Origin of the sequence: Stenotrophomonas oahuensis, from assembly GCF_031834595.1 — a bacterium.
Taxonomy (GTDB): Bacteria; Pseudomonadota; Gammaproteobacteria; order Xanthomonadales; family Xanthomonadaceae; genus Stenotrophomonas; species Stenotrophomonas oahuensis.
In genome coordinates this window covers 2,510,929-2,536,190 of sequence record NZ_CP115541.1, presented here as the reverse complement: position 1 = coordinate 2,536,190, position 25,262 = coordinate 2,510,929, and the positions used below count along the sequence as shown (strand labels likewise).

Annotated in this window: 25 protein-coding genes; 10 read left to right on the top strand and 15 right to left on the bottom strand. The window is 63.6% G+C overall.

What is annotated here, in order from left to right:
• Positions 1-10 precede the first annotated feature (10 nt).
• Both PDM29_RS11080 and PDM29_RS11075 read left to right on the top strand, forming a co-directional pair.
• On the top strand, positions 11-1,159 hold the full coding sequence (locus PDM29_RS11080) for a hypothetical protein (RefSeq protein WP_311190228.1): 1,149 nt from the start codon (positions 11-13) through the stop codon (positions 1,157-1,159).
• On the top strand, positions 1,147-2,019 hold the full coding sequence (locus PDM29_RS11075) for a nucleotidyl transferase AbiEii/AbiGii toxin family protein (RefSeq protein WP_311190227.1): 873 nt from the start codon (positions 1,147-1,149) through the stop codon (positions 2,017-2,019). Before PDM29_RS11080 ends, PDM29_RS11075 begins: the two co-directional genes overlap by 13 nt.
• 59 nt (positions 2,020-2,078) lie before the next feature.
• On the opposite strand, the gene PDM29_RS11070 is transcribed toward PDM29_RS11075, so the two are convergent.
• The 9 genes from PDM29_RS11070 to PDM29_RS11030 form a co-directional block, all read right to left on the bottom strand.
• On the bottom strand, positions 2,079-2,366 hold the full coding sequence (locus tag PDM29_RS11070) for a hypothetical protein (protein WP_311190226.1): 288 nt from the start codon (positions 2,364-2,366) through the stop codon (positions 2,079-2,081).
• A gap of 359 nt (positions 2,367-2,725) precedes the next feature.
• Positions 2,726-3,220, bottom strand: a complete 495-nt coding sequence (locus PDM29_RS11065; protein ID WP_311190225.1) for a dihydrofolate reductase — start codon at positions 3,218-3,220, stop codon at positions 2,726-2,728.
• A complete protein-coding gene (locus tag PDM29_RS11060) occupies positions 3,217-4,011 on the bottom strand; it encodes a thymidylate synthase (RefSeq protein WP_311190223.1) in 795 nt (264 codons plus the stop codon). Before PDM29_RS11060 ends, PDM29_RS11065 begins: the two co-directional genes overlap by 4 nt.
• Positions 4,008-4,901 carry a prolipoprotein diacylglyceryl transferase gene (lgt, locus tag PDM29_RS11055; protein ID WP_311190222.1) on the bottom strand — a complete coding sequence of 298 codons (894 nt, stop codon included), beginning with the start codon at positions 4,899-4,901 and terminating at the stop codon, positions 4,008-4,010. Before lgt ends, PDM29_RS11060 begins: the two co-directional genes overlap by 4 nt.
• Positions 4,902-4,966: 65 nt before the next feature.
• Positions 4,967-5,452, bottom strand: a complete 486-nt coding sequence (locus tag PDM29_RS11050; RefSeq protein WP_311190221.1) for a TPM domain-containing protein — start codon at positions 5,450-5,452, stop codon at positions 4,967-4,969.
• On the bottom strand, positions 5,452-6,357 hold the full coding sequence (locus PDM29_RS11045; RefSeq protein ID WP_311193767.1) for a TPM domain-containing protein: 906 nt from the start codon (positions 6,355-6,357) through the stop codon (positions 5,452-5,454). The genes PDM29_RS11050 and PDM29_RS11045 overlap by 1 nt, the downstream gene beginning before the upstream one ends.
• A gap of 7 nt (positions 6,358-6,364) precedes the next feature.
• Positions 6,365-7,012, bottom strand: a complete 648-nt coding sequence (locus PDM29_RS11040; protein ID WP_311190220.1) for a LemA family protein — start codon at positions 7,010-7,012, stop codon at positions 6,365-6,367.
• Between the two features lie 208 nt (positions 7,013-7,220).
• Positions 7,221-7,970, bottom strand: coding sequence for a TerC family protein (locus tag PDM29_RS11035; protein ID WP_311190219.1), 750 nt, complete (start codon positions 7,968-7,970; stop codon positions 7,221-7,223).
• Between the two features lie 42 nt (positions 7,971-8,012).
• Complete coding sequence (locus PDM29_RS11030; protein ID WP_311190218.1) at positions 8,013-8,393, bottom strand: diacylglycerol kinase; 381 nt, start codon at positions 8,391-8,393, stop codon at positions 8,013-8,015.
• Between the two features lie 140 nt (positions 8,394-8,533).
• Here PDM29_RS11030 and PDM29_RS11025 point away from each other — a divergent pair, with 140 nt between their 5' ends.
• The 5 genes from PDM29_RS11025 to PDM29_RS11005 all read left to right on the top strand — a co-directional run bounded on the left by PDM29_RS11025 (position 8,534) and on the right by PDM29_RS11005 (position 15,291).
• The gene (locus PDM29_RS11025) at positions 8,534-9,244 is read left to right on the top strand and encodes an SGNH/GDSL hydrolase family protein (RefSeq protein WP_311190217.1); all 711 of its coding nucleotides are present in this window, start codon (positions 8,534-8,536) and stop codon (positions 9,242-9,244) included.
• Positions 9,245-9,425: 181 nt separating this feature from the next.
• Positions 9,426-11,174, top strand: coding sequence for a hypothetical protein (locus PDM29_RS11020; RefSeq protein ID WP_311190216.1), 1,749 nt, complete (start codon positions 9,426-9,428; stop codon positions 11,172-11,174).
• A 47-nt stretch (positions 11,175-11,221) separates the two neighbouring features.
• Complete coding sequence (locus PDM29_RS11015) at positions 11,222-12,865, top strand: hypothetical protein (RefSeq protein ID WP_311190215.1); 1,644 nt, start codon at positions 11,222-11,224, stop codon at positions 12,863-12,865.
• A gap of 212 nt (positions 12,866-13,077) precedes the next feature.
• Positions 13,078-14,394 (top strand): hypothetical protein, encoded by a 1,317-nt coding sequence (locus PDM29_RS11010; protein ID WP_311190214.1) that lies wholly within the window; start codon positions 13,078-13,080, stop codon positions 14,392-14,394.
• Positions 14,395-14,406: 12 nt separating this feature from the next.
• The gene (locus PDM29_RS11005) at positions 14,407-15,291 is read left to right on the top strand and encodes a hypothetical protein (protein WP_311190213.1); all 885 of its coding nucleotides are present in this window, start codon (positions 14,407-14,409) and stop codon (positions 15,289-15,291) included.
• Here PDM29_RS11005 and PDM29_RS11000 read toward each other — a convergent pair.
• The 3 genes from PDM29_RS11000 to PDM29_RS10990 all read right to left on the bottom strand — a co-directional run bounded on the left by PDM29_RS11000 (position 15,282) and on the right by PDM29_RS10990 (position 18,162).
• Positions 15,282-16,553 (bottom strand): sensor histidine kinase, encoded by a 1,272-nt coding sequence (locus PDM29_RS11000; RefSeq protein WP_311190212.1) that lies wholly within the window; start codon positions 16,551-16,553, stop codon positions 15,282-15,284. The genes PDM29_RS11005 and PDM29_RS11000 overlap by 10 nt on opposite strands.
• A 156-nt stretch (positions 16,554-16,709) precedes the next feature.
• Positions 16,710-17,423, bottom strand: a complete 714-nt coding sequence (locus PDM29_RS10995; protein WP_311190211.1) for a response regulator transcription factor — start codon at positions 17,421-17,423, stop codon at positions 16,710-16,712.
• A gap of 88 nt (positions 17,424-17,511) precedes the next feature.
• The gene (locus tag PDM29_RS10990) at positions 17,512-18,162 is read right to left on the bottom strand and encodes an arylesterase (RefSeq protein WP_311190210.1); all 651 of its coding nucleotides are present in this window, start codon (positions 18,160-18,162) and stop codon (positions 17,512-17,514) included.
• Between the two features lie 120 nt (positions 18,163-18,282).
• Here PDM29_RS10990 and PDM29_RS10985 point away from each other — a divergent pair, with 120 nt between their 5' ends.
• The 3 genes from PDM29_RS10985 (at position 18,283) to PDM29_RS10975 (ending at position 21,881) form a co-directional block, all read left to right on the top strand.
• Positions 18,283-18,882: an ABC transporter ATP-binding protein gene (locus tag PDM29_RS10985; RefSeq protein ID WP_311190209.1), complete on the top strand. Its 600-nt coding sequence runs from the start codon at positions 18,283-18,285 to the stop codon at positions 18,880-18,882.
• Positions 18,879-21,362 carry an ABC transporter permease gene (locus PDM29_RS10980; RefSeq protein ID WP_311190208.1) on the top strand — a complete coding sequence of 828 codons (2,484 nt, stop codon included), beginning with the start codon at positions 18,879-18,881 and terminating at the stop codon, positions 21,360-21,362. Before PDM29_RS10985 ends, PDM29_RS10980 begins: the two co-directional genes overlap by 4 nt.
• 165 nt (positions 21,363-21,527) lie before the next feature.
• Positions 21,528-21,881, top strand: a complete 354-nt coding sequence (locus PDM29_RS10975; protein WP_125361891.1) for a DMT family protein — start codon at positions 21,528-21,530, stop codon at positions 21,879-21,881.
• A gap of 91 nt (positions 21,882-21,972) precedes the next feature.
• On the opposite strand, the gene PDM29_RS10970 is transcribed toward PDM29_RS10975, so the two are convergent.
• The 3 genes from PDM29_RS10970 to PDM29_RS10960 all read right to left on the bottom strand — a co-directional run bounded on the left by PDM29_RS10970 (position 21,973) and on the right by PDM29_RS10960 (position 25,145).
• Complete coding sequence (locus PDM29_RS10970; protein ID WP_311190207.1) at positions 21,973-22,779, bottom strand: hypothetical protein; 807 nt, start codon at positions 22,777-22,779, stop codon at positions 21,973-21,975.
• Positions 22,780-23,098: 319 nt separating this feature from the next.
• Complete coding sequence (locus PDM29_RS10965; RefSeq protein ID WP_311190206.1) at positions 23,099-23,410, bottom strand: hypothetical protein; 312 nt, start codon at positions 23,408-23,410, stop codon at positions 23,099-23,101.
• Positions 23,411-24,251: 841 nt separating this feature from the next.
• Positions 24,252-25,145 (bottom strand): DUF6607 family protein, encoded by an 894-nt coding sequence (locus tag PDM29_RS10960; protein WP_311193766.1) that lies wholly within the window; start codon positions 25,143-25,145, stop codon positions 24,252-24,254.
• Between the last annotated feature and the right edge of the window lie 117 nt (positions 25,146-25,262).

The following is a 25,262-nucleotide window of genomic DNA, read 5'->3' as shown; positions in this document are numbered from 1 at the left end:
GGCTTGTAAGTTGTTGAATCAAATAGAAACCGACGCTTCCACACGTCAGTTTCACCAACCATGGTACTTTCAGCAAACGCTGAAAGAGGCCCTTCCAGTGAAAACGACAGAACACCGGAGCTTGGCTGCTCTCCGCACGCTGCTGGAAAGAATTCCGTTCGTTCAAGTGCTGAGTGCCGTCAGCCACCCCAATCGCGCGGCCGACGCGGCCGACCTTGTCGTCGAGCTTCGGGTAGACGGCCACGCGCACCGCCTTATCTGCGAGCGCGTCGCGAACGGGCAGCCACGCTATGCGCGAGCTGCGCTGCATAAGCTTCGCTATTACCTGACGCAGCAGAGTGCAGACGCTACTGCGATTTTCATTGCGCCCTACATTTCGCCGGCGGTACAGCAGCAGTGTCTGGAGAGCGGCGTCAACTACATGGATCTGGAGGGAAATACCCACCTCGCATTTCGCGGCATTTTCATCGAACGACATGAGCCACACCAAGCCGTGGCAGAGACCCGCGGACTGAAGTCGCTGTTCAAGCCAAAATCCGGCCAGGTGCTCCGTGCCATGCTTCGCGAGCCTTCGCGGGTGTGGCGGGTCGCCGAGCTATCTGCGCATTCCGGCGTCAGCCTTGGTCACGTGAGCAACGTGCGCGCGGCCCTATTGGATCGTGAGCTGGCGCGCGCCTCGAATCAGGGCTTTGCGTTGAGGGACCCCGACGCATTGCTGGATACGTGGCGTGACAGCTACACCGCTCCCGCTGGTCAGAAGCTGCGTTTCCACACCATTCTGCACGGACGTGCATTCGAAGACGCGGTCAGAAGTGCATTGGGTGTTGCGAACCCAGTTGGCCACGCCGTCCTTGCTTCGTATTCGGCTGCCAACTGGATCTGTCCATACGCACGAATTGGCATGAACTTCTTCTTCGCAGATGAGTCGGGCCTGCGACGTCTCCAGTCCGCATTGAAACTCACGTCTACGGCCAAAGGCGAGAACGTCATCGTCACCATGCCGAAAGACCCGAGCCTGCTCACGGAGAGTATTGAGCCGGTGCCTGGCGCCATCTGCACCAATCTCATCCAAACCTACCTGGACCTCTCCATTGGCGGAGAACGCGGGGCGGAGGCAGCTGACTTCCTCCGACAGGAGCGACTGTCGTGGACCAGATAACATCATTGAATGAAGCCCAATCAACGTCTGACTACAACCGCAGAACAACCGAGGCCATCCAGTCGGTGCTTGTTGAGATGGGACAGGTACTCGGCAGCTTCAAAGGCAGATTTGTTGTCATTGGCGGCGCGGTTCCTTGGCTGCTGATCGCAAACGATGAGATGCCGCATGTGGGCACAACCGACCTGGACATAGGACTGAACGCCGAAGCACTCGGGGACGGCGAGTACGCGACATTGATCGGCGCTCTGCAAAGCCATGGTTACGCCCAGCGTCAGAGTCTCCGGCGCTTCCAGTTGGTCCGCGACGTGCCGGCACCCGATGCTGAGAAACCAATTCAGGTTGTCGTGGACTTCCTGATGCCGCGCGACGCAAACATCGTCAGGAACAACCCACCGCTGATATCAGACTTTGCCGTACAGAGAGCGGATGGAGCCGACCTGGCAATGCGCTACTACCAGCTGGTCGCAGTCACGGGTCCGATGCCCGATGGTGGTACAAATCGAGTGGAAGTCGCCGTTTGCTCCATCCCGGCGCTGCTGGCCATGAAGGGCCATGCATTGGCAGGTCGATACAAGCACAAGGATGCGTACGACATCTATTACTGCGTGCGAAACTACCCTGATGGGATGGAATCCCTTGCAAAAGAGTGCCTAGCAGTCCTCGAACAGGTAAGCGGTGCCGGCGGATTTCGACACATTGCGGAAAAATTCGACACGCCCGACGGACATGGACCTACCTGCGTAAGGCAGTTTATCGAACAGACCCATGCACTGGGCGACAACACGCCCGAGCAGTGGCAACAAGACGCCTTTCTGCAGGTCGACACGCTTCTGCGGGCCATAGGCCTCCGAGTATAGGGTTCGGAGTCGAGCCGGACACTGCCCGGCTCGACTCTCCAATCGTTTGTTGACCTTCCCTATTGCTCTGGATAGAGCGAATCGTAGATCTTGAAGGCCGCTCTTCGCGACCACATGATGAGCACACACGCCGCCGTGTAGAGGACAACAAACAACGCTGCTGTACTGGGGGCTACCGGAAACAAGGCGAATACATCTATCGGCTCGCCCTTCAGATGCTGATTGATGACAATCCCCATGGGGGCAAGAAACGTCGCTGTTGCACACGCGACGGCAAGCGCCCCCGACATGGTCATCGGCGTATCTGCAAGCTTCTCCCTGGACTTTCTGGACTTGCCAAGACTCATGCTGAAAACCTCTCAAGAATGTGGACGTCCTTAAATCGTTGCGCGGCCACAGTAAAAATGGAAGGGACTGAAGCGACAGTCTCAGAAGGCAAACCTGCACGTCGCGCGGCTCGCATCTTCGCCTTCGATTCGCAGCGCGATGTTCCGGATCTCGCTACTGCCGAGCGGGGTTTCACTGGGGCGCATGCTTTCAGCACATGCTGAAAGACCCCATTCCAATGACATGGCCGAATTGCGGGTGGAAGACCATGGAAGGGTTTACGGCCTGTCCCGCAAACCTACCCCGGCCCACCAGACCAGGGATGCAGTGAACCGGGGTTGTTCGCGTGAATCCAGCAGCAGCCACGCAGGGCCTGGTCCTACGATGCTTTAACGTAATCGACGAAGTCGAATGCGTACTCATGGCGCGCATCGGCGGGGTGGTGCTTGCGCGAGACTTCGGTCCACTGCGCCGGATCAATCTCCGGGAAATGCACGTCGGCGTGCACCTCCGCGTCCACCCAGGTCAGGTGCAGTGCATCCGCCTGATCCAGCAGCTGCGCGAAGATCTCGCCGCCGCCGATCACGCACAGCTCCTCCGCACCCTCGCCTTCCGCAATCGCCTGCGCTTCCTGCAAAGACGCCACCGCACGCATGCCGGCGAACGGCACCTGGCCGCTGCGGGTCAGCACCAGGTTGGTACGCCCCGGCAGCGCCCGGCCCAGTGACAGTGCGGTCTTGCGGCCCATCAGCACCGGCTTGCCCAGCGTCAACGCCTTGAAGTGCTGCAGGTCGTCCGGCAAGCGCCACGGCAGGTCGTTGTCACGGCCAATGCCTCGCTGGCGATCCAGCGCCACGATCATCGACAGCTTCACACTGCCACCGGTGCCTTGATTGCCGGGTGCGGATCGTAGCCGTCAATGCGGATGTCGTCGAACTGGAACCCGAACAGGTCTTTCACTTCCGGGTTCAACCACAACTTCGGCAGCGCGCGCGGCTCGCGACCCAGCTGTTCGCGCGCCTGATCGTAATGGTTCGAATACAGATGCGCATCACCCAGCGTATGCACGAAGTCGCCCACGCCCAGCCCAGTGGCCTGCGCCACCATGTGGGTCAGCAGCGCATAGCTGGCAATGTTGAACGGCACACCCAGGAAAATGTCGCCGCTGCGCTGGTACAGCTGGCAGCTCAGCTTGCCGTCCACCACGTAGAACTGGAACAGGTTGTGGCACGGCATCAGCGCCATCTGTGAAAGCTCGCCCACGTTCCACGCACTCACCACCAGCCGGCGCGAATCCGGGTTGCGCTTGATTTCTTCCACCAGCCACTGCATCTGGTCGATGCTGCCGCCATCGGCGGTTGCCCAGCTGCGCCACTGCTTGCCGTACACCGGGCCCAGGTCGCCGTTCTCATCGGCCCACTCGTCCCAGATGCGAACCTGGTTGTCCTTCAGGTACCCGATGTTGGTGTCGCCCTTCAGGAACCACAGCAGCTCGTGGATGATCGAACGCAGGTGCAGCTTCTTGGTGGTGACCAGCGGGAAACCATCATTCAAGTTGAAGCGCATCTGCCAGCCGAACACGCTGCGCGTGCCGGTGCCGGTGCGGTCGGACTTCTCGCTGCCGTGCTCCAGCACGTGCTCCAGCAGATCCAGATACGCCTTCATGCCTTGCTTCCCTCAGCAGACGCCGGCGGGGCCACCGGCTGCAGCACGGGTGCGCGGCGCGACAGCACCAGCAGCACCAGGCCGAACGCTACCAGCGGCAGGCTCAGCAGCTGCCCGCGGGTGAACCAGTCGAACGCCAGGTACACGCCGTTGTCGGGCATGCGCACGAACTCCACCGCGAAACGGAACACGCCATACAGCAACGCAAACAGGCCCGACACCAGGTAACGCTGGCGCGGCTTGGCCGACACCGCCCACAGCACCGCAAACATCACCAGCCCTTCCAGCAGCGCTTCATACAGCTGCGACGGGTGCCGCGCGTATTGATTCAGCGCGCCCGTGGCGTACTCCGCCTTCAACGTGGCCAGATCCATCTGGTTGAACGGGGCCGGCAGGCCACTGGGAAACACCACGCCCCAGGTGCCGTCGGTGTACTTGCCCCACAGCTCGGCCCCGATGAAGTTGCCCAGCCGGCCAAAGCCCAGGCCCAGCGGAACCAGCGGCGACATGAAGTCCAGCGTATCGAACAGGTGCAGGCGATGCTTGCGTGACCAGTACCAGCACGCAAACAGCACGCCCAACAGGCCACCGTGGAAGCTCATGCCGCCGTCCCAGACCTTGAACAGCAGCAGCGGGTTGTGCAGGAAATCGCCCAGCGCGTAGAACAGCATGTAGCCGATGCGCCCGCCCAGCACGACGCCCAGCATCGCGTAGAACAGCAGGTCGGAGAACCCGTTCGCATCCACCCCGGGCAGGCGGCCGGCGGCGATGCGCTTGCGGCCCAGCCACCAGGCGGCAATGAAGCCCAGCAGGTACATGATGCCGTACCAGTGCACCTGGACCGGCCCAAGCGAGATGGCAATGGGGTCGATGTCGTGGAAATAGATCATGGGCAGCGCCTTGCAGGTCAGCGGGTATTCTACGGCCGCCCGCCGCCCCGCTGTCCGCCCGCGGGCTACAACAGCTGGGGCGTATTCGGCAGCCCGTCATCCTTGGACCCGCTGCCGGGCGGATAGTGCCGCGCCAACAGGTCCGAGACCTCGCCCACCGCCCGCAACACAGCATCCTGCACGGCCCCTTCGCGCAGCTGCTGCTGCATGTGTTCGCACACCGCCTGCCACTGGTCTTCGCCGACCTTGCCGCGCAGGCCACGGTCGGCCACCAGCTCGATGGCGTGGTCGGCCAGCAGCAGGTAGATCAGCACGCCGTTGTTGTGCTCGGTGTCCCAGGTGCGCAGCTGGGCAAACGCATGTTCGGCGCGCTCACGCGGGGTCACCCCTTGCCACAGCGCCGACCACGGCAGGTCGGCCTCCACGGCGAACATCACCTGTCCGCCGTGGTGCTGCTCGCCGGCGGTGATCGCCTCGGTGATCGCCTGCAGGCGCTCGCCCGGGAAGGCCCGGTGTACCGACGGAGCCCAGAAGTGCCGCCATGCGCGCATCACCAGCCCCCCGAGGCACCACCGCCTCCCGATCGCCCACCGCCACCGCCCCAGCCGCCTCCGCCGCCGAAGCCCCCACCGCCGCCAAACCCACCGCCCCCACCCCAGCCACCACCGCCCCAGCCGGTGTTGCGGGCAAAGCGGCCGGCCCGGCCCGAGGACAGGCTGATCAGCAGACCGATCACCCCGGCCACGCCACTGGCCAGCCACAGCGAGGTGAACAGGAATGCGGCCACTGCCGCTCCGCCGCCACCGAGCAGGGCCCGCAGCGGGCGTGGCAGACCGCCCAGCAGGGTGCGCAGGAAGGTACCGACGAAGAAGCCGATCATCAGCGCGACCGGCCAGATATCTCCGCTGCTTTCTCCACGCGTGCGGTGGTCGCTGACTGGCGCAGGCAGCTCCTCGCCGTCGATCAGCTTGACCAGCGCGCCAGTGGCGTCGGTCAGGCCGCCGGCATAGTCGTTGTTGCGGAACTTGGGGGCGAGGTATTCCTGGATCACCCGGTTGGCAATGGCGTCCGGGATCGCCCCTTCCAGCCCATAGCCCGGTTCGATGCGTACCCGGCGGTCATCCTTGGCCACCACCAGCAGCACGCCGTCATCCACGCCCTTGCGGCCGATCTGCCATTGCTCGAACACCCGCTGGGTGTACTGGGCGATGTCTTCCGGCGCGGTGCTGGGCACCATCAGGATCTGCAGCTGGCTGCCCTTGCGCTGCTGCAGGGCCAGCGCCTGGTCGATCAGCGCCTGCTTGCTGGCCGCATCCAGGGTGCCGGTGGTGTCGACCACCGGCGAGTCCATCGCTGGAATGGCGGCCGGATTCTGCGCCCACGCTGCGGCGACCGGCCACAGCAGGGCCAGGCACAGTGCCAGCCACCCCGTCGGTGCACGCAGCCGGAGCGCCATCATCGACTTAGTTCGCCGGTTGCGGCGGGGCCTGCTGCTGCGGGGCCGGAGCAGGAGCGGGTGCCGGCGCTTGATTGCCGAACTTCACTGCCGGCGGCTGCGAAATCTGCGCCTCGTTTTCCACCGTGAAGTTCGGCTTGGTGTCATAGCCGAAGATCTTGGCGGTGATCAGCTGCGGGAACGAGCGGATGTAGGTGTTGTAATCCTGCACCAGCTGAATGTAGCGGCCGCGCGCCACGGTGATGCGGTTCTCGGTGCCTTCCAGCTGCGCCTGAAGGTCGCGGAAACCTTGGTCGGATTTCAGGTTCGGGTAGTTCTCGGTCACCACCAGCAGCCGCGACAGCGCCCCGCTCAGCTCGCCCTGGGCGGCCTGGAACTGCTTCAGCGACTCGGCATCGTTGGCGTTGACGTTCATCTGCCCCACGCGGGCACGGGCGTTGGTGACGTCGGTCAGCACCTGTCGTTCCTGGTTGGCATAGCCTTCCACGGTCTGCACCAGGTTGGGGATCAGGTCGGCGCGGCGCTTGTACTGGTTGAGCACTTCGGCCCAGCCCGCCTTTACCTGTTCATCTTTCTGCTGGATGGAGTTGTAGCCACAGCCGGACAACAACACGGCAAGGGTGGCCAGGAACATCATTCGGGTGAACGATTGCATGACCGGCTCCGGATTCAGGGGTTTGCGGGCCGGAGGATTCCATGAATGGGGTTAATTCCCCGTAATGGCAAAGGGCCGCCCAGTGGGCGGCCCTTTGTTGTGTCGCGGGTACCGACCAACGGTCGGTACCTACCCGGCGGACGGTCCAACCCGGCGGACGGTCCAACCCGTCGGTAGGTGCCGACCGTTGGTCGGCACATGGGTCAGGTCACCAGTTACCCGCACCCGGCACGTTGTGCGCCACCGCGCGACGGCGCATCAGCAGGTTCAGCCATTCCACCAGCACCGAGAAGCCCATCGCGGCGTAGATGTAGGGCTTGGGCACGTGCACGTCCAGACCGTCCAGGATCAGCACCGCACCGATCAGCAGGATGAAAGCCAAGGCCAGCATCTTCACGGTCGGGTTGGCGTCGATGAAGCGGCCCAGCGGGTTGGCCGCCAGCAGCATCACTGCCACCGACAGCAGGATGGCCGCGACCATCACCGGGATGTGGTCGGCAATGCCGACCGCGGTGATCACCGAGTCCAGCGAGAACACGATGTCGATGACGGCGATCTGCGCGATCACCATGCCGAACACCGCCGAGGCCTTGGTGGTGGTGGGGTCTTCGTCTTCACCGCCGGTGATCAGCTCGCGGATTTCCATGCCGCCCTTGATGATCAGGAACAGGCCGCCGAGGATCAGCACCAGGTCGCGGATGGAGATGCCCATGCCGGCCACGGTGAACAGGTTGGCTTCCATGTGCGCCAGGTACGCCAGCGACACCAGCAGGGCGATACGGGTGATGCAGGCCACCGCGATGCCCAGCTTGCGCGCGAACGGGCGGCGATGCTCCGGCAGCTTGCTCACCGCGATGGAGATGAACACCAGGTTGTCGATGCCGAGCACGATTTCCAGCGCGCTCAGGGTCAGCAGGGTCAACCAGACGTTGGGATCGGACAGCAGCTCAACAAACATGGACACACATCCTTACAAAGGGGAATGACGCCTGGGGGCGCGTCAGAAAAGGCGCGGAGCCAGTACCAGGCCCCAGCACAGCAATACGTTCATCATCAGCACGAACACCGCCGCCGAGCCCATGTCCTTGGCGCGGCCGGCCAGCTCGTGGATCTCCGGACCATAGCGCTCGATCACCGCCTCAATCGCCGAGTTGGCCAGCTCCATCGCCAGCACCAGCAGCATCGAGCCGATCATCAGCGCCCGTTCCACCGGGGTCTGGCCCAGCCACAGTGCGACCGGGGCCAGCACCACCAGCAGGTAGACCTCCAGCCGGAACGAGGACTCGTGCAGCCAGGCCGCCCGCAGGCCCTGCCAGGACCACACCGCTGCCTTGAAGATGCGCTTGGGGCCGCGCGGCATATGACCGAAGGCGTCAGGCATGCGAAACAGCTCCATCCGTGGGGTTGCGGCGGGTAAGGGTCATGGGTGAGGCGGGAAGCGACAATGAATCGTCCATTTTGCCACAAGGACGGGATGGCCTCCCGACGTACCATGGGGGTGCCTGAAAACCGGAGATGTTCATGAACCACCGCCGCACCCGCCCCCTGCTGCTCGCCCTGGCCCTCACTGCCGCCCTGCCCGTCGCCGCGCTCAGCCCGCGCACACAGCCGCAGATCCCCGAGCAGGTCTCCAATGTGGCCTGGGCCCAGGACATGGCGAACTTCGCCGAAGCCGACCTGGCCAACCCGCCGCCGAAGCACGGCATCCTGTTCATCGGCAGCTCCTCGATCCGTTTCTGGGACACTCTGGCCAAAGATTTCCCCGGCAAAAACCTGCTCAACCGCGGCTTTGGCGGCTCGGAAGTGCGCGACAGCACCTGGTACGCCGACCGCATCGTGACCCCGTACGCCCCCTGCAAGGTGTTCTTCTACGCCGGCGACAACGACCTCAACAGCGGCCGCAGCCCGCAGCAGGTGCGCGATGACACCGTGGCCTTCGTCAAGCGCGTACACCAGGACCTGCCGCAGACCACGGTGGAAGTGATCTCGATCAAGCCCAGCCCGTCACGCGCCAACCTGCTGCCGGCCGTGCAGGAAGCCAACGCACTGGTGCGCGAGGCGCTGAAGGGCCAGCCGCATGCCGGCTTCACCGACATCTACACCCCGATGCTGGGCAAGGACGGCCAACCCAAGGCCAGCCTGTTCCGCGAAGACATGCTGCACATGAAGCCCGAGGGCTATGCGATCTGGCGCAAGGCCCTCGCCCCCAAGGTGAAGTGCGACAGAAGCTGACGCTTCCACCCCGCAACGTAGAGCCACGCCCAGCGCGGCTGAACGCGTGCGGGCGTTGCGCAGCCACGCAGGGCGTGGCTCTACGGGGTGACGCAACTCCCATAGGAATAGTTGAAAACTGAAAGTCTTGGGCGGCCATTCGCTTGACACTTCGCACCCCACGTGAAGGCTCAAGATCCCCATGGACCTGCTCCGCATTGCTGTACGAATTCAGCATCTCCACCCGATCGACGGATTACGGGCCCTGATGCAGGGCCGTATCAAGACGGACGACAGTCTCGAAACGGCTGTCGCGAAGAAACGCTACAACACCTTTTTGTCGAGCAACTCGATTGGCGAACTGCAGCGTATCGCCAATGCCCAGTTCAAGCTGTCAACGTACAACAAGAGTGATGGCACGGCGGCGCAGCAGTTGACCGCCCTTCGCAGCAGCGGGTTCAAAGGGTTCCAATCCGCAGGACGTGAACTTGAGTACGTGGAAAACCTCGCCTTGCAAACACGAGGGAAGCACGCACGCGCAGAACTTCAATGGCTGATCACTGATTTCCAGAGACAAGCCGCCAGCGGCGTCGGCTACTGGCAGTCACGATTGGAGCAAGCAAAGAGCGACGGCAATCGCACCGAAATGGAACTTGCCGCGACCTGGCTTGGCGGCATGACACTTCGAAACGTGCTGGCTGAATTGGCAGTCTCCGCTGAAACGCCCCCGAAAATGCATGCCTGGGGCCCGTCCGGCGTCGATTCCCAGACAACGCCACTCGAAACGCCGCGGATGAAGATCACGGAAGCATTCAAGGCAGCCGCCGACACCCATGGCCTTAAGGACTCGCAGCTCAAGGAACTTGAAGACTGGGCCGTTGCAACGCTTGCGCTGCCTGAGCGATCCGCGTCTAAACATGCCATCTACGTAGACGGAAAGTTCCCGCCCCTGAGCCCAGCAACGGAAGGAACGAAACTTCTGCTCGCACAATCTGAGCTCTCAGAAGTACTGAATGCTGTTGCCGCGCCCCCAGCCAAGCCTGCGGATGCTCCGCTGCTGTGCCTGCTTGCCGACCTGCAATCACGTGTCAGCGACACGTTGATACACTGGAGCAACCAGCGTGACCAGCTGGCCAAAGAACAGGAACGAGTACCGACCCTGGAGCGCGCAGCCGAGATCGAACGGATCGAAAACTTGATCGGCGCGACGAGCAGGGGTACCGATCTTGATGACGTGTCCGAGGCCGGCTCAGACGTTTCGTACAGCTCCGTAGACAGCTTCGGCACCGAGCCACCGAGGCGCAAGAGCAGCATCAATCTCCTCGACGACGAAAGCACCGGCGACGTCGACGACCTGTTCGACTCGAGCTCCAGCATCTTCTGGGAATCGGATACCGGCTCCGAATCCGCGAGGTACGACCAAAGCTCTCTCGCTGGCTTCGACCTTCCATTCACGAAGCTGCCGACGGCCGGCGGCGTCTACTTCGGCGACTCCGGCAGGATCATCAACACGCGGAAGATGACGCTGGAGGAAGCCTTTGCCACCAAGCTTCTGAATGAGAGCGTGTCCACCACCACGATCGACAAGCTGGACATCATCTTCGAGCGTCGCTACGGAATCACCCTGACCACTTCCGGCATGCCTCGATTCGAGCTGTCAAGCTTTGCCAACCCCTTCAGGGAAGGGCTGCGACGCCCGCACGAGGGGCTTGACGATCTCGCCGCCATCTCGCGCCGGCTGGACCAGATGCGACCGAGTCAAGCGCAGGACGACCTGAAGCAGGCGCTCGCTCTCTATCAGACGCATCTGACGGAGGCGGGCAACTGGTGGCGCGCCGAGGCCAAAAGACTGGCGGAGAACCCGCCACCTGCGGTGCGGACGGATCTACTGGAGATGCATGCACTCAAGCTGGACGTCGCGATGGCGTGGCTTGGACATGGCGACGCCTAGTCGCCGCGGCCGTGCTCACTCCCCTTCCCTATTCAAGGTAAACGTCAGTGTCCCCATCCATCATCCCCCGCGCCATTGTTCATTGGCTGCGTCCCAACATGATCAGCCGCAAGGACACGCTGTCTGACGCTCTGTTCAAGAAGAGCCAACAGCAGACCCTCTCCGTGAAGTCGGTCATCAAGCTGCTCCACATCGCCAATGAGGAACGGGTCAGGAAAGATCTGGCCCAGCTTGGTGTGCGCGAGGCCAGCTCGCAGGTTGGGGGCATACCGATCTCCTCTGCCTCATTCGCGATTGAGGTGCTGCGCAACGAGGCAAGAGCCAGCACACTGAGCGACTCCGTGGTCAGCAGCCTGAACCAGCATCTTTCCCGGTTCTGCACGGAAGTCACTATCGAGCAGGACGCGCTTACCCGTGTCTATTGGAACAACTACAACCCCGATGAGTCACCGGACGCCCAGACCGGCATCTCCGGCCACGCACTGGATGCGCTGGGCGGGGCACCCGACCCCGGCACGCAGTGTGTCGACATCACCGGGGAATCCTCAGTTCTCCAGGCGTTCGCGCGCATGGCGGGCAGCGGTATGGCGAAACTTCCGGACACCGCATTGAGCGCGCTGGACGCCGCGTTCCTGCGCATCTACGGCGTACCATCCGACGTTGATGGAGCAGGAATCGCGAGCGAAATCCAACCTATCTGTCATGATGGAAACAACTATTTCAGCCTGCCGCACACCAGTCGTGTGATCGCCGAAATCCACGAGCTGTTGGGAACGGTCCAGAGCCCGACCATCAAAGGCCAGCTCATGGCAAAGCTGGATGCGTTCGATGCCCGGATTGACGCAGCGATGCTCCACTTCCAGAAGGAAAGGCGGGAGGCGTTGAGGGAGATTCCTGCAGATGCGCGCAGCATTGCCGTGCAGAGGACGGCAGAGTCATGGCTGGGCATCGGGCAGCTGGATTCGCGGCTGGAGGCCATGCTGCGTGATGGGCAATACGATGAAGCCAATGCCGAGTTCGCCCGGCTTTACCACATTCCGACTGACATTCAGGACGCTGCGAATGCGACCCCGGAATTCCCCGATTCGTTCATGACGGCTGGGTTCAGAGACCTGGCGGATGCGGAGTTGGGCATGGAGTTGCTTTGGCATGCGCTGAGCGATCCCGAAACGGGCGAGCCAGAAGCACGCGTCGCTGAAGTGGTGAATGACTACCAGGCCGATATCCGCGCTGCACGGGACTACTGGATGAGCCGATCGAACAGCGCATGGGACGACTATCTCGCGAATGGCCTTTCAGTGGGCATATGGGAAGAGCTTCGCGTCGCTGACCAGTGGCTTCGTATGGATCGGGGAGAGGCGCTGCAGGACGCGCTTCTTACACCAGATGGGCATCTGACCGGCGTTCTTCAGGAGCTTCTACTCGACAAGCATGCATCCTTTGACGAGGACGAGGTCTGGACGCGCCTGTACCGGGCGTTCATCCACACGTACGGCATTACCTTCGATATCGACGCGATCAGGACGCCGGCACCTCATGACGCCGCCTTGGGGCATGCCTTCCGGAGCATTCTGAAGATCGAACTATGGGTGGACCAGTACTGGAAGGAAGGCGATCTCAAGGAAGCAGTCAGCACCTGGCTTGATGAGCGTATTGCTCTGATCAAGGGCGCACGCCCCTCCTTGCAGTAAACGCTTAATCCAGCGCCAAGTATCTCAACCCTGTAGAGCCACGCCCTGCGTGGCTTCGACCCTGCTCGCCCCCAGCCACGCAGGGCGTGGCTCTACAGCGCCTCAACCAGAAGCGACAGTGTCTTCAATCTTATCGCTGTGCCGCCAGCCCTTCGCCAAGCTCGGCGGCATCTGCCTCCCCAAGCTGCACCTACCATCTGACTGAAACAGATATGCCCAAGTTACCCTTTGCTTCCTTCGCCCCATTCATAGGCGGAAAGCTATCCAACATCTTCCCGAGCGCAGTGCGCAACACCGCACCAACCAGTCTATCCAACGTGGTTCGGCAGGCCTATGAGAATCGCATGTCACCCAAAATGGCTGCGGCTGCGCTGAGGTCTGCGGTGAATGCCTTCCCGGTCCAGGATTGGATTGTTCCCGCGCGCCACGTCTCACAGCAGAGCCTCGCTCGACGTATGGATCCGTCAGCGGGGTTGAATTGCCTTCGCCAGGATACCCATGAAGCACTGCTGTATCTGGCTAATCGGAAGGATGGCGAGCTGAAGAGCGTGCTCAAGCACGAACTTGGGGTTGCACTTTCCGACGGACACACTGCCGAAGCCCACTGGGTACGACGCCTGATAACTGCGCACGGCGCGAACGACCATGACACCGTCGCATTGGCAACGACCATTCTTGGAGAACACCATCCTGCAGTGGCGCATCTGCGAGATCCAGCTGAGCATCCTCATTTATCCATGCCTTCGACGCACGACCCTCTCGCGGGGAAGGATCGCCACCTGCCCGTTCTGCAAGCCGTCAAGCACATGCAGAGCTTTGCAACGCTGCACGCCATCTGCAATACGAACTACCAGCTCGATCAGCTGGAAAGCACGCAGCCGGTGACAGAAGATGCCGTACGCGACCGGCTGGCCGGAGCATTCGCCCCGCTCTCCCTGGCCCTCAGGGATATCACGCTGGCCCATCAGTACGTGTCCGGCTTGAAGGACCCGGCGACCCGCGTGGTCACGCAACCCATGCTTTCCAGAATGCAGGAGGCGATTCCCGCCGCGATTGCGTATTGGCAATCCGTACTTTCCCGGCGCGGACTGGAGCAGTCTCCAGGCCTTGCCGAGATGGCCTGCTCGTGGCTGGGCGAAGATGACCTGGCGGTGATCGCTTTCAGAGCGTCCGCCGGTCGCGCTCCCGCACACAGCCCTCTGCCGCCAGGCGCAGTGGAGTGGAGCAACCTGGTCAGTTCCGCCTCGTCTTCTTCCAGCCCTCTGCACACCGCACAGCAGACCTGCGAATCCGTGATTTCCGAGGTCGAGACGACGTGGGAGGAGGCGGAGCCTCTGATCACAGACGCAGACGCCGAGGAATTTGACCCACCTCCAGCTGCGGCCGTCCTCATGCACGCGGAAACAGAGTCGCCGGCCTACCAGATCCCGCAAGACCCCTCGGTAGAGCGGCTCCGCGACGAACTCAAACTCCGTCGCGCACCACTTCTTGCCTTTGTTCGTGGCCTTTACGGCACCCCCCCTTTCTGAGGTAGTGTCCCGATGAACTTGCTCAGCGCCGCTACCAAGCTGTACAACCAGTGCTTCCAGCGCATTGATGACCGTCCGGGAAAGATGACGCTATCCCAGGCGTTCGCAACGAAGCTGCACCACGACAGGATCTCACCTCGAACAGAATCGAAGCTGCTCAGCGTATTCAATGCCACGCTGTTTGAGACATCGCAGTGCAGGACCACCCAGGCTCGCATAGACACGACTCGAAAGCAGCTTGATAGCGCGATGAAATCCGTGAATGAAATGGATGCGTCAAAGGCCAAGCATTCTCTCTTCGCCATTGCCAAAGTAATGGCCGAACGCACCACCACGGCACAGGATGCGTTGAACAAGCAGATCATCGCACTGGCACCGCACCAAGGCACGCTGGCTGATGCCATTCGCCAGTACCATGATGCCGAGATTACCCGCGAGATCGGCGATGGCATCGTCAACTTCGCGCGGATGCGCTACCTCATGTTCGATCGACCTGCCAACACGGCCGCGGCACGGGCCGACGTCAAGTATCGCGAACAGAACGACTGTCCGGGCCTCGATGTGGCGGAACGCGAGTTGGGTCAGGCGATGGGCGAGCTGGACGAAGTATCTACCAAGCAGGCCTACTGGCCTCTGAAGCTCGTTCTGGACGAAATCAAATCTGAGATCGAAGACGATGCGAAGCATTGGAGGGGCATGACGCATGCTGCGTATGCTGGCGCTCAACCCCATGAGGTGGCTCTATTGGGCACGCGCATATTGGGCAGCACGTCCACCACGACACAATTGGTCAAGCACTATCGCCCAGAGCTTCTGGAGCAGTTTTCCAGTGACAGCAGCGACAGCGATACCAGGTCATCTACCTGGTCGCTATCGACTGATCGGTCTCACCGATAACCAATCGTCGCCTGCGTCCCCACCCCAGGCTCACTGGTCAGACTGACCTTCCAGCCAAACCGGTCGCACAGCCGGCGCACGATCGACAACCCCAGCCCGGTCCCCTGTGGCCGGCTGGGTTCAGCGCGGTAGAACGGCTCGAACGCGCGTGACAGCGCCTCCGGCGACATGCCGATGCCGGTATCGCGTACCACCACCCGGTCCGGGTGCACGTCCACGTCGATGCGGCCTTCGTCGGTGTAATTGCAGGCATTGCGCAGCAGGTTGCTCACCACCACCTGCAGCACGCGCGGCGGCGCGTGCAGTTCCACCGGGCCGTCGCTGTGCAGGTGGATATGCACCGGCCGGCCGGCAATCAGCTCGCGCGCGTTTTCCACTTCGTAGCGCACGATCTCGTTGACATCGAACAGCTCGACCTGCGGCTCCACGTCTGCTTCGCGGGCCAGAATCAGGAAGGCGTCGATCACCGCTTCCATGTCACGGCCGGCGCGCTGGATACGGTGCAGGCTGCGCTTCAGGCGCGGATTGATCTCCTGGTCACCCAGGGCCATGTCGCTGGCCACGCGGATCACCGTCAGCGGCGTGCGCAGCTCGTGGCTGGCATCGCGGGTGAAGTTGCGCTCGCGCGCCACGTGCGCGGTGACCTTGGTCGCTAGCGAATGCAGCGCCGCCGCCAACTGGCGGGTTTCGCCCTGCATGTCGGCCGGCAGCTTGTCCGGGTCGAGATCGGTGGCATCCGGATGACCCGGGTCCCAGCGCGAGACGCGCCGGGCCAGCCAGTTCACCGGCGATACCAGCCGGCTGCTGGCACGGTAGGTCACCCAGCTCGCCCCATACACCGCCAGCAGCGTGAGCAGCACCGGCACGATGCCGAACCAGAACGCCAGCATTTCCGCGCGCGAGCGCAGGAACACCAGATAAAGACGACCTTCCGGGCGCGCATCCACCCACACCAGCTGGTCATCGGCCTTCAGTTCGTGGAAGCCGGGTGCCAGCGCGCGCAGGTTGGCCGGCAGGGTCAGCGGCGATCGCCCGGTTTCCAGCAGATAGCCGCGGATATTGCGGGTGTTGGGTGGCGGCTGCGCCGCCGAGGCGGCGTGCAGGTCCCAGAAATAGGTAGCTTCTTCCTGCAGCGCGCCGCTGACCAGGCTGTGCTTGATCACCAGTGACACCAGCCACGCGCCCAGCAGAATGCCCAGGCTGGCCAGCACTGCCTGCAGGATGAAAGCGATACGGATCTTGCGCGGCAGGCCGTGCGGCATTACAGGGTCCAGGGCGGCTCACCGCGATTATAGGAAAGCCGGTCGTGATTCGGTCGTGCAGGCAGCACACAAGGCCCGGCGTTGGCCGGGCCCTGGGCGTGCTGCGGGCCCTGCCGGGCCCGTACCTTCATCCACTGCACTGCGTTGATGCGCAGCTCAGCTCATCGGCTGCTGGATATCGGCAATGCGATAACCGGCACTCTGCACGGTGTGCAGCAGCGGACGGTCAAACGGCTTGTCGATGATCTTGCGCAGGTTGTACAGATGGCTGCGCAGCGTGTCCGAGTCCGGCAGGCCGTTGCCCCAGATCTCGCGCTCGATTTCCTGGCGGGTCACCACGCGGGGCGATTCGCGCATCAGGATGGTCAGCAGACGCAGACCGATCGGCGAAAGCTGCAGCTCGGTACCGGCACGGGTGGCACGCATGCTGACCGGGTCGAGCACAAGATCGGCGACCTTGAGCACTTCCGAACCCACCTGGCGACGTTCGCGGCGGATCAGGGCACGCAGGCGTGCTTCCAGTTCCTGGATGGCGAACGGCTTGGTGAGGTAGTCATCGGCCCCGAAACCCAGGCCGGTGAGCTTGTCGTCCAGCGTGTCGCGCGCGGTCAGCATCAGCACCGGGGTCGACTTGCGGGCGTCGTTGCGCAGCCGGCGGCAGACTTCAATGCCGTCCAGTCGCGGCAGCATCAAGTCCAGCACCACCACGTCATAACTGTTTTCTGCCGCAAGCCGGTAGCCGTCCAGCCCGTCTTGGGCATAGTCGACCTCGAACCCACGGCCTTCCAGGTACTCCCCGATCATCTCGGAGATATTGCGGTTGTCTTCGACCACCAGCACCAGGCCGGAGGTTTCCTTTGTCTGACGCATGGGCTTCCCTCTTTCTTCAGCTTTGTGAAACATGCCGCATCGCCAGTAGACGCGGTGTGAAGTTTTTCGGCAAGGGGGATGACAGGGGCTACAGCAGGGGCTTGAGCACGGGCCAGACGTTGTCCAGCACCTTGAGCTGGGCGGCGGCGGTGGGGTGCAGTCCGTCGGACTGCATCAGGCTCGGCTGCAGGGCCACGCCCTCCAGCAGGAACGGCAGCAGCGGCACTTTGTACTGGCTGGCGAGGTCCGCATAGGTCTTGCGCAGGCGGTCGCGGTAGGCCGGGCCGTAGTTGGGCGGCACGTCGATACCCAGCAGCACCACCTTGGCCCCGGCCGCCTGGCTGGCGGTGATCATCTTCTCCAGGTTGCCGCGCAGCTGCGCCGGGGTCAGCCCGCGCAGGGCGTCATTGCCGCCCAGTTCGATCACCACCACCCTGGGGCGGTGCTTGCTCAACAGCCCCGGCAGGCGGGTCAGCGCCCCGGCGGTGGTTTCGCCGCTGATGCTGGCGTTGACGATGGTCGGCGGCGGTTTGATCTGCTGGTTGACCCGCTGCTGAAGCAGGTTCACCCAGCCCGACGCGGCCGGGATATTGTGGGCAGCACTGAGGCTGTCGCCGACCACCAGCACCACATTGGCCGGTGCCGGACCTTTGGCACAGGCCAGCGCCGGCAGCAACAGCAACCATGCCAGCAGCCACATCATCGCGGCCGTCCGGCCCTTGTTCATTGCTTCGTACATCGGAGAATCCTCATCGACAGCCTGTCCCCCCGCAGCGCGCCGGTTGCCATTACCGCCCACAACGTCGGCAAGTCCGCCCGTGGCCCAGAAGGTGAAGTCCACATCCTGGACAACATAGACATGACCGTGCATGAAGGCCAGAGCGTGGCCATTGTCGGTGCGTCTGGTTCAGGCAAGACCACCCTGCTCGGCCTGCTGGCCGGGCTGGACCTGCCCAGCCGGGGCGAGATCACCCTGGCCGGTGCCAGCCTGAGTGAACTCGATGAGGAAGCCCGGGCGCAGTTGCGCGCGCGCGAGGTGGGCTTTGTGTTCCAGAGCTTCCACCTGCTGCCGGCGCTCACCGCCGAAGAGAACATCGCCCTGCCGCTGGAACTGGCCGGCCGCGAAGACCCGGCGCGGGTGCGCGAGGTGCTGGAGCAGGTTGGCCTGAGCCACCGTGCCCGCCATTACCCGCGCCAGCTGTCCGGCGGCGAGCAGCAGCGCGTGGCGCTGGCGCGTGCCTTTGTGGCGCGACCGCGCATTCTGTTCGCCGATGAACCCACCGGCAGCCTGGACCAGAGCACCGGCCAGCAGATCAGCGACCTGCTGTTCGCGCTCAATGCCACCAGCGACACCACCCTGGTGCTGGTCACCCACGACCTGCGCCTGGCACAGCGCTGCGAACACATCTTCCGGCTGGACCAGGGGCGTCTGGTCGACGCCGACGGACTGCACGCATGAACGTACTGCGACATGCCGGGCGCGCCCTGCGTCGCGAGTTCCTCGCCGGTGACCTGCTGACCGTATTCGCCGCGCTGGTGCTGGGCGTGGCGGTGATGACCGCGGTGGGCACCCTGGTCAACCGGGTGACCCTGGCGCTGACCAGCAGCGCGGCGGAGATGCTCGGCGGCGACCTCGGCCTGGGCGCGCGCCAGGACGCGCCGGAGACCTTCGCCGAGGAAGCACGGCAGCGCGGGCTGAAGACCACGCGGATGGTCAGCTTCCCGAGCGTGCTGTTCAACGGCGACGCCAGCCAGATGGCCAACATCAAAGCGGTCAGCGCGGGTTATCCCCTGCGCGGGCAGCTGCAGGTCAGCCGCAGCGCCGGTGGGCCAGTGGAAAGCGCGGGTACTCCGCCACTTGGCGAGGCCTATGCCGACCCACGGCTGATGCAGGCGCTGGGGCTGAAGGTCGGCGACGCGCTGGAGTTCGGCGCGGGCAACCTGACCATCAGCCGCGTGCTGCAGGCCGAGCCGGACACTTCCGGTGAGCTGATGCAGCTCTCCCCGCCCCTGCTGGTGAACCGGGCCGACGTGGACAGTGCCGGCCTGCTCGGCCCGGGCAGCCGTGCCTCGTATCGGATGATGTTCGCCGGCGATACCGGCGCGATTGCCGATTTCCGCGAATGGCTGAAGCCGCAGGCCAAGGGCTTCCGCGTGGTTGGCATTGAGGACGCGCAGCGCGGCGTGCGTGGCGCGTTCGATCTGGCCGGGCGCTTCCTGTCGCTGGCCGCGCTGCTGGCGGTGCTGCTGGCCGGTGTGGCGACCGCGCTGGCAGCCAACCGCTTCGCCCTGCGCCGCATCGACCAGGTGGCTGTGCTGCGCTGCCTGGGTGCCCGCCAGCGCGACATCCTCACCGCGATGGCGCTGCAGCTGGTGCTGCTGGCGGTGCCGGCCTGTCTGGTCGGGATCGGCCTGGGCATGGCCGCGCAGGCCGGGCTGGTGCAGGCGCTGGGCGGGCTGATTCCGAACCGCCTGCCGCTACCGCAGGCCACCCCGGCGCTGACCGGGGCCGGCATCTGCCTGGTGCTGCTGCTCGGCTTCGGCCTGCCGCCGCTGCTGCGCCTGCGCCGGGTGCCGCCGATGCGCGTGCTCAACCGCAGCTTCGCCACCCTGCCGCCGAGTTCGCTGCTGGTGTATGCCGCTGCCCTGCTGGCCACCGTGGCACTGACCGTGCAGGCCACCGGCGATGTGAAGCTGGCCGCCTGGGTGCTGGGCGGACTGGCCGCGCTGGCGCTGCTGGCGGCCGGCATTGGCGCATTGCTGCTGTGGGCGGTGCGCGGCGTGCAGGCGCGCCTGCGTGGGCGCTGGAAGCTGGGCCTGGCCGCGCTGACGCGTCGGCGCGGGCTGGCGGTGATGCAGCTGGTAGGCCTGTCGCTGTCGCTGTGTGCGCTGCTGCTGTTGTCGGTGATCGGCCCGGGCCTGCTGGCGCAGTGGCGTGATCGTCTGCCGGCGGATACGCCGAACTATTTCCTGATGAACATCCAGCCGGAACAGCGCCAGGCGGTGCTGGATACCTTGAAGGGGCTGGGCGTGGGCGATGCCAGCGTCGAGCCGTTCAGCACCGGCCGGCTGCTGGCCTTGAACAACCGCCCGCCGCAGCGGGCCGAGCGTGAGGACAACAGCAACGAGGACGACGACGCCAACCGCCCGGTCAACTTCAGCTGGCGGCGTGACTTCCCCGCTGCCAATACGCTGGTCAGCGGGAAATTCTGGGAAACCGGCAGCACCGAACCGGAAGCCTCGATCGAGGAAGGCTGGGCCGAACGCTACGGCATGAAGCTGGGTGACACCGTCACCCTGCAGATGGGCGAGCAGCAGCGCACCTTCACCATCACCAGCATCCGCAAGGCCGACTGGGATTCGTTCCGGGTCAACTTCTTCCTGCTGCTCAACGAAGGCGCGGTCGGCGATGCGCCGTACAACCTGATCACCGCCTTCCATCTGCCGCGTGCGCAGGCCCCGGCGCTGGCCGGGCTGACCCGCGAGTACCCGAACATCTCGCTGCTGGACATCGACGGCATTCTGCAGCGGGTGCGCGAGGTGGTGGATCGGGTGACCCAGGCGGTGCAGCTGGTGATGGGCTTCAGCCTGCTGGCCGGCGTGCTGGTGCTGCTGGCTGCGCTGCAGGCCACCGCAGGCGAGCGCCGCTACGACAGCGCCGTGCTGCGCACGCTGGGGGCCACCCGCAGCCAGCTGCGTGGCGCGGTGCTGGTGGAGTTCGGCGCGCTGGGACTGTTGGCCTCCGGGCTGGCGGTCGGGGCGGCGGCCCTGCTGGGCACCGTGGTCGCCCAGCAGGTGTTCGAGCTGCAGCTGACTCCGCCCTGGGGCCCCTTGTTGCTGGGTGGTGCGCTGGGCATGGGTTTGAGCATGCTGGCCGGCTGGTGGGGTACCCGGCGCATTCTGCGCACACCGCCCGCGCTGGCGTTGCGCGAGGCGTAAGGTTGATCGGCCACCCGACCAACGGTCGGGTGCTACCGGGTCCGCGGGCTCATCGGGCATTGGTAGCACCCGACCGTTGGTCGGGTGACCGGGCGGAGCCCGGCACTACAAAAGCGACGCATCGGCGTTGCTATGCTCTGCGCCTTCGCACACCGAGTTCCCGCAATGCCCGGCACCTCTTTCGCCTCCTACCTCTACCCGGTGCTGCTGCTGGTTGGCAGCAACATCTTCATGACCTTCGCCTGGTACGGGCACCTGAAGTACAAGAGCGCGCCGTTGATGACGGTGATTCTGGTCAGCTGGGGCATCGCCTTCTTCGAGTACTGCCTGCAGGTGCCCGGCAACCGGCTCGGCAGCGCGGTGTATTCCGCGCCGCAGCTGAAGGGCATGCAGGAGGTGATCACCCTGGTGGTGTTCGCGGTGTTCAGCGCGTTCTACCTGGACCAGCCGTTGAAGTGGAACCATTACGCCGCGTTCGGGCTGATCGTGATTGCGGCGTTTTTGATGTTCAAGGAATAACGGCCGGCCAGACCTGATCGGGGCACCTCACGGGCGACGGCCCATCCGGTAGCACCCGACCGTTGGTCGGGTGGCCGGGCGAAGCCCGGCGCTAAGCTGGAACAACCGCCGCCTGATGCTGCCGCACCAGCTCGGTCAACGCATCATTGAGCATGCGCCGTTTCAGCGCGGAGTTGCCGAACTGCATGTCTTCCAGGTCACCCTTCAAATCCTGGATCTGTATGCGGTCCATCGATTCGGGCTTGAGCACGCCTCGCATGTCGGCAAACACCAGGCGCTTGCTGATTTCCGCGCGGACCCACTTGCCGCTCGTCGCCGCCCAGGCCTTCCGGCATGCGGGCTGATGGAATGCCCGCCGTGCATCGACCAATGAGCTGCGTTCCTGCTCAGGGATGTAGCGGGCGAGGAACTCAACCTGCTCGGCCAGATTGTTGGCGTAGTACGACGTCTGGCTTTCCTTGTAATCATTGAAATTGAGCCCCAGCAACTTCTCCGGGGCGTACCCAGCAGATTCGATATCCCCGAACGGGTTTTCGGACCGCGCTTCCAGCTGACGATGCAGCATGGTGCGGATTTCAGGCGTATTGCCCGGCATTCTGCTCTTCAGCGATTCCTCGAAGGCAGTACCAACCCCCGCCTCTGCCACGCATACCGCACGCCTTGCTGTCTCGGTCATGGCACCGGTGATGCGCGGATTCTGGTCCAGCCGCTGTTGGCAGGCACCGTAGTTGCGCTGCACGGCGGCTTGTATATCGGGCGGGATGGGGCCGTTCGATATGCCGGTGAGAGTGATATCGGTGCTGGTGCTGCGGTCTGGTGTTGGAGTGGGTGCCCCTCTTGCACCTTGAAACGCAGCGATGACCCCAACGAACGTGGTGAACATGCCGGAGATCTTCATGCAGAACTACTCCATGCTGGGAAAGACGCAGTAGCGGACACGACCACACCGCGCGCTACCGAGAATCGATCATTCGCTTCCGCTGCGGGATGTGTGCGCCATGTCTGACATGCCGCTCACGCGCGACGCGTTCGGCTGGATCGGCTGGATCGCGGGATTCGGGGGAATGCTCGCTTTGGTAGCGTCGGTCGATAGACGACGGCCGATATCGGTGATCCGCACGGTAACGAGTGACCTTGTACGGAGGCGCGCTTCTCCGTTCGCAGGTCATGCCCTACAGCAGCGATGGACGTTATCGGCGGTCGACTGTCGTGCGACCCTACCGTGCGTCAGGATCGCGCGAGTTGCCCGGGTTGTCCGAGTTGCCCGAACTGCCCAAAGTGCCGGAATTGATCGAATTGTCCGGATGACCAGATTTGTCAGGAATGCCTGAACTCCCCGGTTTGCCGAGATTTCTGGCGACATCCACACAGGCCTTACGGACGTCCTTCGGGCCCAGCTCAATCGTCTTCCTCATGAACAGACGAATCGCCTCTGACGGGCTGTACTTCGTGTGCTTCAGCACCTGTTTGAAACTACTGCGCAACTCAGCGCTCGTCTTCGCACGCACCCAGACTGGATCTTCGATCACGACAATATCCTCTTCGATGTGCCTCCTCGCCGGGGTGGCGAGGAGGTCGGGAGGTTAGTAACCGTGAACCAAACGAAACGGCAAGGCGTATTTCCCCAATGGGGGTGTTGTATTAGCCATCCTCACGACGCGGGACGATTGATCCAACGCAGGACAACGATCGTTTGATTCGGAGTTACTACGCTCCTTGAGGACAAGCCTGCAGCAAACGAACATCGATCAACGATTGATGTTGTCTATCGATTTTTGCGTTTTCGATATGCCGATGCAATTTGCGTGTCGCGTTCGGCGCATGACACCGGGGACATGACGGGGTTGGCACGGATTTGGGTGATCGGCAGCGTGGGATGGATGCGCGGATTTGTGATGTGGGTTTGGTTTTTCGGGAGGTAGCGCGATGGAGTGTGCGTCGTAATTGGACCGCGAGTGCGTTTGCGTTTGATTTCCTGCGGCCACCGATCCATGTCGAAGGTGGGTCGGGGTGGGCTGGAGGGGGCGTGAGCCGCATGGATGCGGCGATCGAGGCTCCATGGACGGATTCACGCCGTCCCCCGGAACGCCCGCCTTGACCCGCCCAGCCAGGGGATCAGTGAACTGAGGGCTGTTCGCTCAAATGCATGAAGGCACCGGGCTATGCCCGGTGCCTTCGGTGTCGGTGATTTCATGTCGTTACCGGTCGTGGAGAGAGTCCGTGCGATGGTCTTTCGACCGATCCCACCAAAGCAAGAAGCAGACCGCCCCGCTTTCCCCGCAGTCCAACGCCCCCGATCCCACACCCCATCCCACACAGCCAGTCCCACACCGCAGTCCCCCAAGCCCCGGTGTCCCAGCCCGGGGCGAGTCAGCGCGCGGAGTCGGCCGGGGCTTTTTCTACCCACTGCTTGAACACGGCGTCGATCTGCGCGTCCTTGACTTTCTTGCCGTCCTGCAGCTCCTGGGCCTGGGTGAACAGCGGGATGATCATTGCCATGCCGTCCAGCTTGGTCTTCAGATGCACGCCCGGGGCTTGGCCGAGGAAACCGTCCCAGCGCTGGCGCACCTTGCCCCAGTAATCGGCCGTCGCCTTCCAGTAATCGTAGGCCGGCTTGAAGTCCACGTCCGTGGTCTTGTTGTAATCGTTGAAGCCGAACTCGCGCGCGATCTCCTGCTGGCTGCCATCCGCGCCGCGCAGGATCTTCGTGTTGAACTGCTCGTGGGTCCAGCCATTCGGCGTCAGCGTGTGCCGGTTGATCACCGCCAGTGCGTTGTAGTCACTGCGGCGCGTGTACTCGCGGCGCGGCAGCGGACGCCAGCTCAGGTCGCTGGTCCAGGTCGCCACACCGTTGCTGTAGTCCCACTTGCCCGTACCGCAATAGCGCGGGGCATCGCTCACTTCGTACACGCACTGCGTCCACGCGCCCGCATTCACCGCTGCCGGAATCGTCCGCACCTGCCAGGTCTGGTCGGCGCTGAACTCGAAACGGTTCGGCGCTTCATACACCCAGTCCTGACGCCAGTGCTTGGTCACGTGGCCGCTCTTGCCGTCCACCAGAATGTGCTGCAGCACGATCCGCTGCGGCGTGTCTTCCACCACGATCACCACTTCATTGCCACCGCTGCGCACCGCCGGTGCGCGCTCGTAGCCCGGCTTCAGCAGCACGGTCTCATCGAAGGCGAAGTCCACGATGTACTCGCCCTGCATCGCCAGGATGCTGTCGTGGTCGCGCTTGATGTCGGAGGGCTGGGCGTGGGCCATGCCGCTGGCGGCAAGCAGCGCCAGCGCCGTCCCGACCAACGGTCGGGACCTACCTGTGGTCGCCGGATGTGCCTTTACGGTAGCGCACGACCGTTGGTCGTGTGCCGGCATCTTGAA